The sequence below is a fragment of the Pseudomonas sp. NUPR-002 genome (assembly GCF_056322725.1).
This window is the reverse complement of sequence record NZ_CM150476.1, coordinates 750,267-766,695: the sequence shown is the minus strand read 5'-3', so window position 1 is coordinate 766,695 and position 16,429 is coordinate 750,267. Positions and strand designations below refer to the sequence as shown.

17 protein-coding genes are annotated in these 16,429 nt (G+C 61.0%); 11 read left to right on the top strand and 6 right to left on the bottom strand.

Annotation, left to right across the window (positions count from 1 at the left end; all coding sequences use genetic code 11):
* The first annotated feature begins 21 nt into the window (after positions 1-21).
* The gene (locus ACVWSC_RS03605) at positions 22-894 is read left to right on the top strand and encodes a cation diffusion facilitator family transporter (RefSeq protein ID WP_442112079.1); all 873 of its coding nucleotides are present in this window, start codon (positions 22-24) and stop codon (positions 892-894) included.
* 406 nt (positions 895-1,300) lie between these two features.
* Positions 1,301-1,603: a DUF6124 family protein gene (locus ACVWSC_RS03600; RefSeq protein WP_442112078.1), complete on the top strand. Its 303-nt coding sequence runs from the start codon at positions 1,301-1,303 to the stop codon at positions 1,601-1,603.
* Between the two features lie 84 nt (positions 1,604-1,687).
* Here the strand turns inward: ACVWSC_RS03600 and ACVWSC_RS03595 are convergent, their stop codons facing one another.
* Positions 1,688-2,299 (bottom strand): DUF6515 family protein, encoded by a 612-nt coding sequence (locus ACVWSC_RS03595; RefSeq protein WP_442112077.1) that lies wholly within the window; start codon positions 2,297-2,299, stop codon positions 1,688-1,690.
* Positions 2,300-2,678: 379 nt separating this feature from the next.
* Between ACVWSC_RS03595 and ACVWSC_RS03590 the strand changes: the two genes are divergently transcribed.
* Together ACVWSC_RS03590 and ACVWSC_RS03585 are read left to right on the top strand one after the other, a co-directional pair.
* Entirely contained in the window at positions 2,679-3,155 is a 477-nt protein-coding gene (locus tag ACVWSC_RS03590; protein ID WP_045182667.1) for an Lrp/AsnC family transcriptional regulator, read from the top strand.
* 55 nt (positions 3,156-3,210) lie between these two features.
* On the top strand, positions 3,211-3,414 hold the full coding sequence (locus ACVWSC_RS03585) for a DUF2788 domain-containing protein (RefSeq protein WP_403048742.1): 204 nt from the start codon (positions 3,211-3,213) through the stop codon (positions 3,412-3,414).
* Here ACVWSC_RS03585 and ACVWSC_RS03580 read toward each other — a convergent pair.
* The 4 genes from ACVWSC_RS03580 to ACVWSC_RS03565 all read right to left on the bottom strand — a co-directional run bounded on the left by ACVWSC_RS03580 (position 3,411) and on the right by ACVWSC_RS03565 (position 9,304).
* Positions 3,411-4,040 (bottom strand): pseudouridine synthase, encoded by a 630-nt coding sequence (locus tag ACVWSC_RS03580; protein WP_442112076.1) that lies wholly within the window; start codon positions 4,038-4,040, stop codon positions 3,411-3,413. The genes ACVWSC_RS03585 and ACVWSC_RS03580 overlap by 4 nt on opposite strands.
* A 6-nt stretch (positions 4,041-4,046) precedes the next feature.
* On the bottom strand, positions 4,047-5,552 hold the full coding sequence (gene amn / locus ACVWSC_RS03575; protein WP_442112075.1) for an AMP nucleosidase: 1,506 nt from the start codon (positions 5,550-5,552) through the stop codon (positions 4,047-4,049).
* A gap of 32 nt (positions 5,553-5,584) precedes the next feature.
* Positions 5,585-7,237: an acyl-CoA dehydrogenase family protein gene (locus ACVWSC_RS03570; RefSeq protein ID WP_442112074.1), complete on the bottom strand. Its 1,653-nt coding sequence runs from the start codon at positions 7,235-7,237 to the stop codon at positions 5,585-5,587.
* A gap of 84 nt (positions 7,238-7,321) precedes the next feature.
* On the bottom strand, positions 7,322-9,304 hold the full coding sequence (locus tag ACVWSC_RS03565; RefSeq protein ID WP_442112073.1) for a sensor histidine kinase: 1,983 nt from the start codon (positions 9,302-9,304) through the stop codon (positions 7,322-7,324).
* 264 nt (positions 9,305-9,568) lie between these two features.
* On the opposite strand from ACVWSC_RS03565, the gene ACVWSC_RS03560 reads away from it, so the two are divergent.
* The 4 genes from ACVWSC_RS03560 (at position 9,569) to ACVWSC_RS03545 (ending at position 13,022) form a co-directional block, all read left to right on the top strand.
* Positions 9,569-10,366 (top strand): hydroxymethylpyrimidine/phosphomethylpyrimidine kinase, encoded by a 798-nt coding sequence (locus ACVWSC_RS03560; RefSeq protein ID WP_442112072.1) that lies wholly within the window; start codon positions 9,569-9,571, stop codon positions 10,364-10,366.
* A 14-nt stretch (positions 10,367-10,380) separates the two neighbouring features.
* Complete coding sequence (gene thiE, locus ACVWSC_RS03555) at positions 10,381-11,007, top strand: thiamine phosphate synthase (RefSeq protein WP_442112071.1); 627 nt, start codon at positions 10,381-10,383, stop codon at positions 11,005-11,007.
* Between the two features lie 15 nt (positions 11,008-11,022).
* On the top strand, positions 11,023-12,303 hold the full coding sequence (gene hemL / locus ACVWSC_RS03550; protein WP_442112070.1) for a glutamate-1-semialdehyde 2,1-aminomutase: 1,281 nt from the start codon (positions 11,023-11,025) through the stop codon (positions 12,301-12,303).
* A gap of 170 nt (positions 12,304-12,473) precedes the next feature.
* Positions 12,474-13,022 (top strand): tetratricopeptide repeat protein, encoded by a 549-nt coding sequence (locus ACVWSC_RS03545; protein WP_442112069.1) that lies wholly within the window; start codon positions 12,474-12,476, stop codon positions 13,020-13,022.
* Between the two features lie 9 nt (positions 13,023-13,031).
* Here the strand turns inward: ACVWSC_RS03545 and ACVWSC_RS03540 are convergent, their stop codons facing one another.
* Positions 13,032-13,358, bottom strand: a complete 327-nt coding sequence (locus tag ACVWSC_RS03540; RefSeq protein ID WP_133210402.1) for a DUF1820 family protein — start codon at positions 13,356-13,358, stop codon at positions 13,032-13,034.
* Positions 13,359-13,487: 129 nt separating this feature from the next.
* Here ACVWSC_RS03540 and miaB point away from each other — a divergent pair, with 129 nt between their 5' ends.
* The 3 genes from miaB to ybeY all read left to right on the top strand — a co-directional run bounded on the left by miaB (position 13,488) and on the right by ybeY (position 16,428).
* Positions 13,488-14,816, top strand: a complete 1,329-nt coding sequence (gene miaB, locus ACVWSC_RS03535; protein WP_442112068.1) for a tRNA (N6-isopentenyl adenosine(37)-C2)-methylthiotransferase MiaB — start codon at positions 13,488-13,490, stop codon at positions 14,814-14,816.
* Between the two features lie 123 nt (positions 14,817-14,939).
* Positions 14,940-15,941, top strand: a complete 1,002-nt coding sequence (locus ACVWSC_RS03530) for a PhoH family protein (RefSeq protein ID WP_442112067.1) — start codon at positions 14,940-14,942, stop codon at positions 15,939-15,941.
* A complete protein-coding gene (ybeY, locus tag ACVWSC_RS03525; RefSeq protein ID WP_442112066.1) occupies positions 15,934-16,428 on the top strand; it encodes an rRNA maturation RNase YbeY in 495 nt (164 codons plus the stop codon). Before ACVWSC_RS03530 ends, ybeY begins: the two co-directional genes overlap by 8 nt.
* Position 16,429 lies beyond the last annotated feature (1 nt).

Sequence of the window (16,429 nt, the reverse complement as noted above, 5' to 3'; positions counted from 1 at the left end):
CCACAGGATGTCGCTGGCAGCATGAATTCTTCGGCTGAACACCAACGCCTGCTGCGCCTGGCCACCCGTGCCTCACTGGCCGTGGCCAGTATTCTGATTCTGACCAAGGCGGTGGCCTGGTGGCTCAGCGGCTCGGTGAGTCTGCTGGCGGGCCTGACCGATTCGGCACTCGATGGTGTCGCCTCGTTCCTCAATTTGCTCGCCGTGCACTACGCCCTGCGCCCGGCCGACGACGATCATCGTTATGGCCATGGCAAGGCCGAAGCCATGGCGGGCATGGCACAGGCGCTGTTCATTGCGGTGAGCGCGGTGTTGATCGGCGTGCAAGCGGTTGAACGGTTACAGAATCCCCAGCCACTGGGCGACACCGCCATCGGTATCGCGGTGATGCTGCTGTCGCTGGCACTGACAATCGCCTTGTTGATGCTGCAGGCGCGGGTCATCCGCATTACTGGCTCCACAGCGGTGCGTGCCGACTCGCTGCACTACCGCTCCGATCTGTTGCTCAACGGCAGCATCCTGCTCGCCCTGGTACTGGCCCGCCTCGGCTGGCCACAACTGGACGCTTTCTTTGGTCTGGGCATTGCCCTGTACATCCTCTGGAGCGCGCTGCAGATTGCCCGGGAAAGTACCTCGATCCTGATGGACCAGGAACTGCCGGGCGACATCAGCGAACAGATGCTGACGCTGGCCTGCGCTGTGCCTGGCGTGCGCGGCGCACATGACCTGCGTACACGGGTTTCTGGAAGTCATTGGTTCGTGCAACTACACCTGGAGCTACCCGGCGACCTGCCGCTGACCCAGGCCCATGAGCTGTGCGACCGGGCGGCGGCGGCGATACATGGCAAATACCCCAAGGCCGAAGTGCTGGTACACGCCGATCCCGTGCCCTGAATACCTCTTCGGTAGGAGCGGGCTTGCCCCGCGATAGCGGTCTGTCAGTTGAATCGCATCGCGGGGCAAGCCCGCTCCTACCGAAGGCGTTCATACATGCAGCAGCGACAATTCGCGACACCGTAGGCGTTTTCTGTCAGACCGATCTGAATCATACTTCCGACGCCGTTGCTCTGTTGTGCCCGGCCCTGCTGGGGCCTAGGCTGCTGCCGTCACTGGAAAATCCAGCGATCGGATTTAGCAGTCCGAATTTGACAAAGAACTACGGACACCACTGTTATGGCGGCTGTGCGTGGGGCACTTTCGAGTGCGCCGGTTTCTCTGTCCCGGTCTGCTAACCCGCGTACAGCTGCCACCTTATTCGTTTAGCAGCGAATGTTGGCAGCGCCACTGACAGAGGTTATTTATGAAAAAAATCGTCCCCGATCCCCCCACTCTCAACCTTGCCAACGCCTCCACAGCCAACACTCCTTTCGGCACCAATCACATGTTCAACATACGCGCTGGCATTCCCGCCGAAGAGGCGCTGCTTCACGCCTGCCAGCTACTGCGATTTGCCGAAGCCACGGTCAGCGATGCAGTTGATCACCTCACGCTCAACGACCGCTCGATTGTCTCTGGCGCCGGCCAACATATCGAGACAGCGCGTGCGCTGATTGATGCAGTGCTTGATGGCGTCGGTGTGCAACGGATCTTTGTTCCCGATTAGGGGCACAGTAGGAGCGGGCTTGCCCCGCGATAGCGGTCTGTCAGTTGAATCGCATCGCGGGGCAAGCCCGCTCCTACCGGGTTGTCAGTTGATGCTGTAGCCGCGGCCTTTCAGGCAAGCCCCCAGCGCCCGCGGATAGTTGCCCGATCCTTGCTGCTGCGCCCAGCGATCACATTCATAACGGTCCCGATCCTGTTGTTCAGGGCTCTGCCCTGCAGCAGGATAGGCTATGGCGTCGGCGGCGCTACCCGGCGGGCTCACCACGCTGTATTCGCGGCTGTCTTCCAGGTACTGGTAATAGGTGTCTGCCGCAACGAAGTACAGCACGCCATTAATCCTCACTTGTCGCGCATAGCCCGGCAGCTGGTTGATCCGAACGCCATAAGGCGGCGTTACCACAACAAACTGCGGCCCCTGTGGACGGTACCAATACCCCCCGGAGTAGAAGTAGTCCTTGCCCCGATAAGGCACACGCCAGTACTGATCGGGAAATCGATCAACAACCTGCCCTGGCCGATAGTGGTGGTGCCCTTCATTACGCCGCGGGATGTCCTGGTAATAGCCGGGGCGTGGCGTTTGGGTCTGGCGCACTTCGTCCGGGCGCGACTGCAAAGGCGAACCGCCCTGCTCCTGGGCCACTACAGGCAGCGCCAGGCTCGCACACAGCACTGCCAAACATCTCACTCGCAACTTCATAGCGGTTCTCTTGGGCCATGATCGACACCAGCTTATCGGCCGCGCCCGAAAAAATCGCAGGCAATAAAAAAGGGAGACCCTGGGGTCTCCCTTCGAGAATTTTGTCCGTGCTCGACGCTTGTGACGTCGGCTCACCTCACGCTGTCTTGTGGACAGTGTGTAGCCCGGGGGCCGAGCACAACCCTGTTGGGTTGCTGGCCGCAACAGCCCAGATATGGCCTGCTGCAGTGGACTGATGTCCGGGCAGTGATTCTGTGTGTAAGCATAGGGCTAGAGCGGCAGCAGAGGATTGCGAAGATTGCTCAATCAAATATCACTTGCGCAATTTTTACCCACGGATTGATAATTCAACGCAATCGAAATAGAAAAGGCATGTTCCATGAGCAAACTGGACCGCTACGACCTGAGCATTCTTGCTGAATTGCAGCGCGATGCGCGTATCTCCAACCAGGAACTGGCCGAACGCATCGGCCTGTCACCGTCGCCCTGCTCGCGACGGGTCAAGCAGTTGGAAGACGACGGCTATATTGCGCGTCAGGTCGCCCTGCTCGACCGCAAAAAGCTCGGTTTGAGCCTCACCGCTTACGTGCTGATCGGTATGGACCGCCACACCCCTGAGCGTTTCGAGGCGTTCGAAACGGCGATCCGCAATTTGCCGCAAGTGCTGGAGTGCAGCCTGGTGACCGGGATGGATGCCGACTATCAGCTCAAGGTGGTGGTCCCCGACATGGACCACTACCAGAAGCTGTTGCTAGGGCATCTGACCCGCATCGAAGGGGTCACCAGCGTGCGATCCAGCTTTGTCCTCAACCAGGTACTGGCCAGCACCGAACTACCGTTGACGCACCTGCGTTAGTCAGACCGGAAAGTGGGGCGTATAATCGCGCGCCTCAACCTGCCGGAGAGAATCGATGGATCCTGCGTTGTTCGAAGAGTGGATGATGACCATCCTGGTCACCATCCTGATTGGTTTCATGGGCTTTATTGTCTGGGACCTGGCGAAGAAATCCAAAGCCGGCAAGTTCGGCACATTCATTCTGTTCTTCGTCCTTGGCCTGGGTGTCCTCGCCTTCATCATCAAAAGCGTGGTCATCGGCTATATCGAAGGCGTTTAACGCCTGGCCGGTACTTCCCGCCACTGCCCCTGATCAAGACCGTCCAGCGTCCAGTCGCCGATCCGCACCCGTACCAGGCGCAGGGTCGGCAGGCCGACGGCAGCGGTCATGCGCCGCACCTGACGGTTGCGCCCTTCCTTGATGACCAGTTCCAGCCAGCTGGTTGGCACGCTTTTGCGAAAACGCACCGGCGGATTGCGCGGCCATAGCTGCGGTTCTTCAAGCTGCCGGGCCTGAGCGGGCAAGGTCGGCCCGTCATTGAGCTCGACGCCATCGCGCAAACGCTGCAGCTGTTCTTCGCTCGGCTCACCTTCCACCTGAACCCAATAGGTTTTCGCCAGCTTGTGCTTCGGGTCGGCAATGCGCGCCTGCAACTGGCCATCGTTGGTCAGCAACAGCAAACCTTCACTGTCACGGTCCAGACGCCCGGCGGGGTAAACGCCCGGCACATCGATGAAGTCCTTCAGGGTCGCGCGCCCTTCTCCGTCGCTGAACTGGGTCAGTACATCAAAAGGCTTGTTAAACAGGATCAACCGCGGCTCGGTCGGCGGCGCCTTGGCTTGGCGACGCGGACCGGCGGGTTTGGCCGCGCCATGGCGCGGCTTGGAGCGAGGGGGTAACGACATGGGGCCTCAGCGGAACGGCGGCTCGTCAAAACTGCGCAGTTTACGCGAGTGCAGCGAATGCAGCTCGGTGCGCAGCAGGTCCAGTGCGGCGATACCGATTTTCAGGTGCTGGCTGACCGCCCTGTTGTAGAAGGCGTTGGCCGCGCCGGGCAGTTTGATTTCACTGTGCAGTGGTTTGTCGGAAACGCACAGCAAGGTGCCGTAAGGTACACGCAAACGATACCCCTGGGCGGCGATGGTGCCGCTTTCCATGTCGACCGCTACCGCCCGCGACAGGTTGATCAATGGACGCTCCTGGGCCCAACGCAGCTCCCAGTTGCGATCGTCGTAAGTCAGTACGGTACCGGTGCGCAGGCGCTTTTTCAGCTCGTCGCCGCGCTCGCCGGTGACTTGCGCCGCCGCTTCCTGCAGGGCCATTTGCACCTCGGCCAAAGCCGGGATAGGGATATGCGGCGGCACCACCCGGTCCAGAATGCCGTCACGGCGCATGTAAGCGTGGGCCAGCACATAGTCGCCAATGGTCTGCGACTGACGCAGCCCGCCGCAGTGACCGATCATCAGCCAGCAATGCGGACGCAGCACCGCCAAGTGGTCGGTGATGTTCTTGGCGTTGGACGGGCCAACACCAATGTTGACCAGGGTAATGCCGTCGCCATCGGCGGCAATCAGGTGATAGGCCGGCATCTGGTAACGGTGCCACACCACACTCGCCACCAGCGCCTGGGCCTCACCGTTGTCCATGCTTTTTTCGATGAGCACATTGCCCGGCAGCACCATGCGCACAAAGCGCGGGTCCTCGCGCAGTTGCTCAAGACCATGCATGACAAACTGGTCGACATAGCGATGGTAGTTGGTCAGCAGGATCCACGGCTGCACATGGCGCCAGTCGCTGCCGGTGTAATGCACCAGGCGACGCAGGGAGAAGTCCACACGCGCCGCATCGAACAACGCCAGCGGCAGCGGATCGGCATTGGCCCAGTCATGCAGGCCATCGGCGATGCCATCGGTGGCGGCAGACAGGTCGGTGCTGGGGAACACACGCGCCAGCGCCGCAGCGGTAATACCGCTGCCCGCCAGTTCGTCGCCCTGCTCGACCACATAAGGGTACGGAATGTTCTGCTGACTGACGCCGACCTCAACGGTAACGGTGAAATCACGCATCAGCGGTTTGAGTTGCTCCAGCAAATAACCACGGAAGGCCGCGGGCTGAGTCACCGTGACACTGTAAGTGCCCGGTGTCTGGACCTTGGCGTAGGCACGCGTGGTGGCGGGCACTTCCCCGTGGTACTCGTAAGTCAGGCGTAATTCCGGGTAGCGAAACAGTGCCCGCTCATCGGCATCGGGCTCGGTGCGGTCCTTGAGGTAGCGCTTGAGCGCCTGACTCAGGGCTGCGGTGGCTTTCTCGTGCAGGGCCGCCAAACGCTCGACGGCCTGCTCGGCGGTTTCTACGACAACGAAGGCTTCATCAGTACGGCTCACAATGTACTTCCTGTCTGACATGCATGCCTCCATCTTGCCTACTTATTCAGGCAAAGGCACGCATGTTAGAGCGGCCAGTTTGGTGTCGACCGTGCCACTAATTCGCCAACATTTATCCCCCGTGGCAACACACCGTAAACGCGACCACTGCCGCCCAGGCGACTGCCGATGAACGCATCACTGACGGTGCTGTTGCCGGCCTCAAGCAACAGCTTGGCCTGCAGGCCCAACGCAATGTCTTCGGTCAGTTGCCGCGCGCGGTACTGGATATCCCCGGTGTCGGCAAAGGCCGCCTTGAGGTTGCCGATGTGCACCGCCAGACGCGGATCGCCATGACCATCGCCCAACTCATCGAACAACACGTCCAGCACACCGGGCTCCTTGGACAAGGCACGCAGCACGTCCAGGCATTGCACGTTACCCGAGCCTTCCCAGGTCGAGTTGACCGGCGCCTCGCGGTACAAGCGCGGCAAGATGCTGTCCTCAACGTAACCGGCGCCGCCCATGCACTCGGCGGCTTCGTTGATCATGGCTGGCGCGCGCTTGCAGATCCAATACTTGCCCACCGCCGTGACCAGCCGCGCAAACCGCGCTTGTTGCGAATCCTCCGGCTGATCGAGGGCATGCCCCATGCGCAGGCTCAGCGCCAGGGCGGCTTCGCTTTCCAGGGCCAGGTCCGCCAGGACGTTCTGCATCAACGGCTGCTCGGCCAACAGCCGCCCGCCCACCTGACGATGAGCGCAATGGTGAGCGGCCTGGGTCAGGGCCTGGCGCATCAAGGCGCTGGAGCCGACCATGCAGTCGAAGCGGGTCATGGCAACCATTTCGATGATGGTTGGCACACCGCGCCCTTCCTCGCCAATCATCCATGCCAGAGCCCCACGAAATTCCACCTCGCTGGAGGCATTGGAGCAGTTGCCGAGTTTGTTCTTCAGACGCTGGATATAGAACTCATTGCGGCTGTCATCCGGACGATGGCGCGGCAGCAGGAAACAGCTCAGGCCCTTCTCAGTTTGCGCCAGGGTGAGGAACGCATCGCACATCGGCGCCGAACAGAACCATTTATGCCCCACCAGTTCATAGGCCTGCCCCGGCCCCGCAGCCGCCACCGGGTAAGCGCGCGTGGTGTTGGCGCGGACATCGGTGCCGCCTTGTTTTTCGGTCATGGCCATGCCCAGGGTGACCCCGACCTTGTGCCGGTCACCGATGTTACGGGGGTCGTATTGCGTGGCCAGCACCTTGGGCAGCCAGTACTCAGCCAGTTCAGGCTGCAACTTGAGCGCGGGCACCGCCGCAAAGGTCATGGTCAGCGGACATCCGCTACCGGCTTCCGCCTGGCTGTGCAGATAGGTCATCGAAGCACGGGCGACATGCGCGCCTGGGCGTGGATCAGTCCACGGCAATGACGGAAGACCATGCTCGATAGCAGTGCGCATCAGCTCATGGTAAGCCGGATGAAACTCCACCAGATCAATACGGTGGCCATAGCGGTCATGGCTGCTGAACTGCGGTTTGTTCTGGTTGGCCAGAAACCCTGCCGCCATCAGAGGCCCGCCAGCCAGCGCCCCGTAGGCATCGATCCGCGCCTCGGCCCAGCCTGCACCAAAGTGCCGCGACCATTGCTGCAACGGCAGGTCGAGGCGATACAGGTTGGCCCCGTCCAGCGATGGCGGTTGATTGGTGACTTCGTGGGTTTCAGCGTACTGGTGCAGGTTCATCAGGGGGGCCTCCTGGATCTGGACGTGACTGATATTTCAGTGAATCACGCCCCACCCCCCGGTCAAAGTGACAAATACGCCTAACTAGCCGCGATTTAACCCCTGCCGGGTCAAGGCGCGGGGCTGGCTCAAGGCAAGGTTCAGGACCAGTTCGAAGCGGCTGCCCAACCCCGGGTTCGACTCGTGCTGCAGGCGCGCGCCAATTAAGTCGGCCAATTGCCGACAAATCGCAAGGCCAATACCCAATCCGCCATATTGGCGGCTCATCGAACCATCCACCTGGAAGAAGCGCTGGTACAGGCCCGGCTCGGCGAGACGGTCAAAACCGATACCGCTGTCGCTGACACTGATGACCAAGCCAAGTAAGTCCGGCCCTTGCAGGCGTCCGCGAACCTCCAGTACAACGCCACCCTCGTGGGTGAACTTGATGCCGTTGTCGAGCAGGTAGCTGATACACAGGGCCAACTTATGCCGGTCGCCAATCAACATCTCGGGCAAATCGGCGGGCGTGTCCAGGCTCAGGTACAACCCCTTGCTCAGCGCCGCAGCGGCGTATTTGCCGCGCAGTTCCTGCAACAGGCCACGCAAGGCAAACGGCTCAAAATGCGCGCTCAAACGCCCTGCCTGCAGCTCGGTGAGAATCAGGATGTTGTCGACCATGCCCATCATGTCCTGGGCGGCGGCGCTTGCCGTGTGCTGGTATTGGGCTAGCTCATAGTCCATGGGAACGGTCTGCATCAGCTCCAGCGAACCGATAACACCATTCATCGGCGTGCGCAGTTCGTGGGTGACGGTTGCCAGGAATTCATCCTTGAGCCGATTGCTGTTGGCCAACTGCTGGTTGAGCACTTCCAGCGCCCGCCCGGTGTCACGCAGCGCCTGGGCCTGCTGGTCACGCATGCTGTTGATGCGGTCCGCCAGCGCCAGCGACAGCAGGCAGACTTCCAGCGCCGATCCGATCTGGCTGGCATACATGGTCAGGAACATATTGGGCAGGTAACCCAATACCATCAGGGTATTGATCAAGCCCCCGAGCAAGAATGCCGACCAGGCGATGATGAAGTACCGCGCCACCCGCAGGCCACGCCACCAGGCGTACACGCCAGCGGTAAAAATGCACACGGTGAACAGCAGGGCCAGCACCGTGGCCAGGCGCAGGGCGATGCCATAGCTGCTGACCAGCGACAACAACATGACCAGGCCGCCACAGGCCATCAATAGCTTGAGCACACCATCGAAGGTTCGATTGTGCTGGGCCATCTGCAGGAAGCTGCGAGCGAACTGGCAGCCAAACAATCCCGACGCGCCAATGAACAGCGGTGTGGCAGCATTTGCCCACCAGGGGTTGTCGGGCCAGAAGTAAGCGACACCGGCGCCGTTGACCGATACCTGATAGAGGCCAAACGAAGCGATATAGAGGATGTAATAGAGGTAGCTGGTGTCACGCACACTGAGGTAGATGAACAGGTTGTAGACCAGCATCCCCAGCAGCACGCCATAAATCAGGCCGAGCACATAAAAGTGGGTTGGCTGCGCTTGCACAAACGCTTCGGTAGACCACAAGGTCAATGGTGCCTGCACCGAGCCCTGGCTGTGCAAGCGCAAGTAAGCGGTGGTGGTTTGGCCGGGGCTGAACGGTAACTCGAACAGGTAGTTGTTCTGCTCGATCTGGCGGCTGGTATAGGGCAGCGCATCACCGGTGCGCTGTGCCAATCGGAACACGCCACTGCTGTCGGGCAAATAGAGTTCAAGGTGATCCAGCGGCGGGTAGGCCAGCTCCAGCAACCAACTGCGCGGCGCGGCCGAAGGCAGTGCGGTGTAACGTAAGTCGAGCTTGATCCAGAACACCGAGGTGGAATAACCGGCGTTCAACACATCAGCCTGATGGGTGCGGAAGTGCTCACTGAAAGACGGGGCACTGACCTGGGCAATACTGGCGCTGCCATCGCGGTCTTCGAATACCTGCATCACCCGCCCCAAGGGCAGGCTGCGGGTCGAGTCGTCGAAATCGACCGCCGTGGCCAGTAGTGGCAACCAGCCCAGCACAACAATCAGCAAATAGCGCATACAGCCCCAGCATGGTCTGTCCCGGTCGTGTCGCGCTGGCCTCCTGTCCGTTTGAGGCGACGCGATCCGGCAGTAACCGTTATCAATTGTTCGAGCACTCTAGCATAGCTTTTCATCGCTTCCAGGCGCCACATAAAATTTTGAAGAAAAGGCTCTAGCACGGCACTTACAGCGATAATAAAAGCAATTTTCTGACCACTTGATCAAAAAAGCTTGCTGCAGGGGCAGACCCGGCAAAAGCGATTGGTGGTAAGCTCGCGCACCATGAATACCTACAGCTCCCGCCCCGTTGTCCTCTGTCTCTCCGGCCACGACCCCAGTGGCGGCGCCGGCTTGCAGGCAGATATCGAAGCCCTGATCGCCCAAGGCTGTCACGCTGCGCCTACCGTGACCGCCCTGACTGTTCAGGATACCGTCAATGTCAGTGACTTCCGCGTCCTCGACCGCGAGTGGGTACTGGCCCAAGCCAACGCTGTGCTTACCGATTCAACGGTAGCAGCAGTCAAGCTGGGCATGCTCGGCTCGCTGGAAATGGTCGACACCGTCGTCGAACTGCTCAGCGCCCACCCCCACCTGCCGCTGGTCTGCGACCCGGTACTGCGTGCCGGCGGCGGCGGCCGTCTGGGTAAGGACGAAGTCGGCTACGCCATGCGCGAACGACTATTGCCACTGGCTACCATCGCCACCCCGAACCTCCCTGAAGCGCGCATTCTGGCCGAACTGCCGGACGGCAGCGCCGATGAGTGCGCAGAAAAACTGCTGCCCTTCGTCAGACACCTGTTGATCACCGGCGGTCACGGTGACGAACACGAAATTCACAACCGCCTGTACAGCCGCGACGGCCAGCGTCACACCTGGACCTGCCAGCGCCTGCCCGGCAGCTACCATGGTTCGGGTTGCACCCTGGCCAGCGCACTGGCCGGCCGTCTGGCCCTCGGCGAGCAGCTGCAAAGCGCGGTGCGCTCAGCCCTGGACTACACCTGGCGCACCTTGCGCGATGCCGAACAACTGGGCAAAGGCCAATATGTGCCACGTCGCCTACCCCTGGATTTCTGTTCCTGAGCCCGAGGCCATAGATGAAGCTGCGCGGTCTGTATGCCATCACTGATAGCCAACTGTTGGCGGGCAAGTTTCTGCCCTATGTTGAAGCGGCCCTTGAAGGTGGCCTGAGCCTGTTGCAATACCGTGACAAAAGCCAGGACCAGGCACGCCGCCTGCGCGAGGCCGAAGCACTGGCCGAACTCTGTGCGCGCTACAAAACGCCGTTGATCATCAACGATGATGCCGAGTTGGCCGCGCGCCTGGGTGTCGGCGTGCACCTGGGCCAGACCGACGGCCCACTGACACCAGCGCGTACCCTGCTCGGGCACGACGCAATCATCGGTTCAACCTGCCATGCCCAGCTGGAGCTGGCCGAGCAGGCGGCCCGTGAAGGCGCCAGCTATGTTGCCTTCGGCCGCTTCTTCAACTCCGTGACCAAACCGGGCGCGCCAGCAGCCGATACGGCCTTGTTGGCGCAGGCGCGTTCCCGGCTCAAATTGCCGATCTGCGCGATCGGCGGCATCACCCTGGACAACGCCGCCCCGCTGGTCGCCCATGGCGCCGACCTGCTGGCGGTGATTCACGGCCTGTTCGGCGCCGACAGCACGCAGGACGTCACCCGTCGTGCCCGCGCCTTCAATGCCCTGTTCGCTTCTGCCTGATTGAGAGAGCCCATCATGTCTCGTTCCGAAACCCTGTTCGCCAACGCCCAGAAACACATCCCCGGGGGCGTCAACTCGCCGGTGCGGGCGTTCAAGAGCGTTGGCGGCACGCCGCTGTTCTTCAAACATGCCGAAGGCGCCTACGTCACTGACGAAGACGACAAACGCTACGTCGACTACGTGGGCTCCTGGGGCCCGATGATCCTTGGCCACAGCCACCCGGACGTGCTCGACTCGGTGCGCAAACAGCTGGAACACGGGCTGTCGTATGGCGCCCCAACCGCCATGGAAACCGAGATGGCTGACCTGGTGTGCTCGATCGTGCCGTCGATGGAAATGGTGCGCATGGTCAGCTCCGGCACCGAAGCGACCATGAGCGCCATTCGTCTGGCCCGTGGTTTCACCGGCCGTGACAGCATCATCAAATTCGAAGGCTGCTACCACGGTCACTCCGACAGCCTGCTGGTAAAAGCCGGCTCCGGCCTGCTGACCCAGGGCGTACCAAGCTCCGCCGGTGTGCCCGCCGCGTTTGCCAAACACACCCTGACCCTGCCCTTCAACGACATCGCCGCCGTCGAGAAAATGCTCGCTGAAGTCGGCCAGGACGTTGCGTGCATCATCGTCGAGCCGGTGGCTGGCAACATGAACTGCGTACCGCCAGCACCTGGCTTCCTTGAAGGCCTGCGCTCGCTGTGCGACAAGCACGGCGTGGTGTTGATCTTCGACGAAGTGATGACCGGTTTCCGTGTCGCCCTGGGCGGTGCTCAAGCGCATTACGGCGTAACCCCAGACCTGTCGACCTTCGGCAAAATCGTTGGCGGCGGCATGCCAGTGGGCTGCTTCGGCGGCAAGCGCTCGATCATGGAATGCATTGCACCGCTGGGCCCGGTCTACCAGGCCGGCACCCTGTCGGGTAACCCGCTGGCTATGGCCGCTGGCCTGACCACGCTGAAACTGATCAGCCGCCCAGGCTTCCACGACGAGCTCAGCGCCTACACCAGCCGTCTGCTCGACGGCCTGCAACAACGCGCCGATGCCGCAGGCATTCCGTTCGTCACCACGCAGGCCGGCGGCATGTTCGGCCTGTACTTCAGTGGCGCTGACGATATCGTCACCTTCGATGATGTGATGGCCAGCGATGCCGAGCGCTTCAAGCGCTTCTTCCACCTGATGCTCGAAGGCGGCGTGTACCTGGCGCCAAGCGCATTTGAAGCAGGTTTCACCTCGATCGCCCACGGCGAAACCGAGCTGAAGATCACCTTGGATGCTGCTGAGCGGGCTTTCGCTAAACTCTGATTCTGGACTGATCGCGGGGCAAGCCCTCTCCTACAGAGGATAATGTAGGAGCGGGCTTGCCCCGCGATGAAGAGAAAATCGAGTAAAGACTTTGTAAGGTAGGCGCTGCTTATCCCATAATGTGCCACCAGACACTTTGGCCGCAGCTTTGCAGAGGTAAGTCGATCCCCATGAACCGCACCGGCCGCGCCCTCGCCCTGGGCTGCCTGTTGCTCCTTCAGCCCCTGCTGGCCTCGGCAGGCGGTAACTCGTTGCTGATTCCAGCAACGGGCCGCTGCACCCTCAATTCCCAGCCCGAAGACTTGCCGCAAGCCCTGGCTACCTGCCAGCAGGCTGCACAGCAAGGCGACGCGCAAGCCCAATACGAACTGGGCGAGTTCTATTACGAGGGCACCAACACCCCTCGCGACCTCAAACAAGCGCTGAACTACTTTGAACAGGCCTCGCTGCAAGGCCACGCCCAGGCCCAGTACCGCCTGGGGACCATGTTCTTCAAAGGTGAAGGGGTTGCCGCCAACAACGTGCAAGCCTACATCGTGCTGAAAATGGCCGCCGTGAACGGTGCCGAAGATGCGCTGGACCTGGCCGACGAGGTCTCCGAGCAAATGCCGCGGGAAGATCTGGAAGTGGCTACCCAAGTGCTGGGGCAGATTTTCCGCAAGTACCTGCTGGAACTGCAGACCGCCGAAGGGCGCACACCCTTCTCGCCACTCCCCTGATAGCCGGGGTTATTTTTCCGGCATTGGCATCGGAAATGGCATCACGTTGCTGACGCCACGGGCCTCACTGATTTTCGGCGTCCCCAGACGCTCGACTTCATCAATGCGCACAATCGAGTGCATCGGCACAAAGCTGCGCGTCACACCCTCGAACTGGGCCTTGAGCTTTTCCTCGCTCGGATCGACCACCACCTGGGTGCGCTCACCGAAGACAAATTCTTCAATTTCAAGGAAGCCCCACAGATCACTCTGGTAGATCTGCTTGGCATACATCTCAAACACCTGACCCTGATTGAGAAAGATTACTTTGTAGATAGGCGCTTCGCGTTTGCTCATTTCGGCGGGGACAGTCACAGGTTGTAAAGAAAGCGCAAACTATAACATAGCCCCCAATCCGAGAACGCTAGGAACCATCGCACCGCCTCCCTATAATGTGCGGTTCTTCGAATTACCTGATGATCTCCCATGGCCAAGAAGCTTTACATCGAAACCCACGGTTGCCAGATGAACGAGTACGACAGCTCGCGCATGGTCGACTTGCTGGGTGAACATCAAGCCCTGGAGGTCACTGCACGGGCCGAAGACGCCGACGTGATCCTGCTCAACACCTGCTCGATCCGCGAGCGCGCCCAGGACCGGGTGTATTCCCAGCTGGGCCGCTGGCGTGAACTCAAAGACCAGAATCCGGACATGGTGATCGCTGTCGGCGGTTGCGTGGCCAGCCAGGAAGGCGAATCCATTCGCAAGCGTGCGCCGTACGTTGACGTGGTGTTCGGCCCGCAGACCCTGCACCGTCTGCCAGAAATGATCGACGCTGCGCGCACCACCCGCCTGCCGCAGGTAGACGTCTCGTTCCCGGAAATCGAAAAGTTCGACCACCTGCCCGAGCCACGCATCGACGGGCCTACCGCCTACGTTTCGGTCATGGAAGGCTGCAGCAAGTACTGCACCTTCTGTGTGGTGCCTTACACCCGTGGCGAAGAAGTCAGCCGGCCGTTCGACGACGTGCTGTCCGAAGTCATTCACCTGGCTGAAAACGGCGTGCGTGAAATCACCCTGCTGGGGCAGAACGTCAACGGCTATCGCGGCCAGACCCACGATGGCCGCCTGGCCGACCTGGCCGAGCTGATCCGCGTGGTGGCCGCCGTCGATGGCATCGATCGCATCCGCTACACCACCTCGCACCCGCTGGAGTTCTCCGACAGCCTGATCCAGGCCCACGCCGAGGTTCCGGAACTGGTCAAGCACCTGCACCTGCCGGTGCAGTCGGGCTCTGACCGCGTGCTGGCAGCGATGAAGCGCAACCACACCATCCTCGAGTACAAGTCCAAGCTGCGCAAACTCAAGGCTGCCGTGCCGGGGATCTGCATCAGCTCGGACTTCATCGTCGGCTTCCCCGGCGAAACCGAGAAAGACTTCGAGCAAACCATGAAGCTGGTCGCCGATGTCGGCTTCGACTTCTCCTACTCGTTCGTCTACAGCCAGCGCCCGGGCACACCAGCCTCGGACCTGCCCGACGACACTTCGGAAGAGGTGAAAAAAGAACGACTCAAGGCCCTGCAGCATCGCCTCGACACCCAGGGCTTTGAAATCAGCCGACAAATGGTCGGAACGGTCCAGCGCATTCTGGTCACCGACTATTCGCGCCGCGACCCCGGCCAGTTGCAAGGGCGCACCGAGAATAACCGTATCGTCAACTTCCGCTGCGACAATCCGAAGCTGATCGGCCAGTTCGTCGACATTCACATCGACGACGCCCGCCCGCATTCGCTGTTCGGCTCGCTGGCGCATTGACCTGTCCTGCCGGGCCTTTATACAGGCCCGGCGACCCTTGATCGTTTCAGCGCTTTCGCCCTGCAGCGGCTAGGGTTATCCTTGAGACCATCTCCATTGCCGTTGGGCGGCTGAAAAACGACCTTGAACGCACCCATAGAACCTCATCGTTTCATCCTCGAACCTTTCGAGGCCCACCGCTTCGCCAATCTGTGCGGGCAGTTCGACGAGCATTTGCGCTTGATCGAGCAACGCCTGGCTATCGAAATCCGCAATCGCGGCAACCAGTTCGAATTGATCGGCGAACCCAAACACACCTCTTCTGCCGAGCAACTGCTGCGCCGTCTCTATCGCGAGACCAAGGCCACTGAGCTGTCGCCGGAAATGGTTCACCTGTTCCTACAGGAGTCTGCGGTAGAACAGCTGGAGCATCCAGCCGTCAACGAAGTCAGTGTTTCCCTGCGCACGCGCAAGGGCATGATTCGCCCACGCGGGGTGAACCAGCAGCGCTATGTGAAGGAAGTGCTGGCCAACGACATCAACTTCGGCATCGGCCCGGCAGGTACCGGCAAGACCTATCTCGCTGTAGCCTGCGCGGTCGACGCGCTGGAGCGTGAGCAGGTGCGCCGCATCCTGCTGGTGCGCCCGGCGGTCGAAGCGGGTGAAAAGCTCGGCTTCCTGCCCGGCGACCTGGCCCAGAAGATCGACCCGTACCTGCGCCCGCTGTACGACGCCCTGTATGAAATGCTCGGCTTCGAACATGTGGCCAAACTGATCGAGCGCCAGGTCATCGAGATTGCGCCGCTGGCCTACATGCGCGGACGCACCCTGAACAACAGCTTCATCATCCTCGATGAAAGCCAGAACACCACGGTCGAGCAGATGAAAATGTTCCTGACCCGTATCGGTTTCGGCTCCACGGCGGTCATTACGGGCGACATCACCCAGGTCGACCTGCCGCGTGGCACCAAATCGGGCCTGGCCCATGTGATTGAAGTGCTCAAAGACGTGCCGGGAATCAGCTTCACCCACTTCCAGCCCAAAGATGTGGTTCGCCACCCACTGGTGCAGCGTATCGTCGAGGCTTACGAGCGCTTTGACAGCCGTTCTCAGGACTCCAGCGAAGGCACTAAACGCGATGCTTGAGCTTGATCTGCAGCTGGCAAGCGATGCCCCGCACCCACGTGAAGAACAGTTCCGCCAATGGTGTGAGCTGGCCCTGCGCCAGCGCACGGCCGATTCGGAAATGACCATCCGCCTGGTCGATGAAGCCGAAGGCCGTGAGCTCAATCACACCTACCGGCACAAAGACTACGCCACCAACGTGCTGTCCTTTCCCGCTGACGTCCCTGACGACATGCTCGACATTCCCTTGCTGGGCGACCTGGTGATCTGCATCGCCGTGGTCGAACGCGAGGCGGCCGAGCAAGGCAAGTCGCTGGAAGCTCACTGGGCGCACCTGGTGATCCACGGCTGCCTGCACCTGCTGGGCTACGACCACATCGACGACGATGAGGCCGAGGAAATGGAAGCCCTGGAACGAGAATTGCTGGCTGAACTGGGTCACCCGGACCCTTACGCCGACGACGAACACGACACACCCCACACTGATATCTGCAAGGATCACGAGTAAC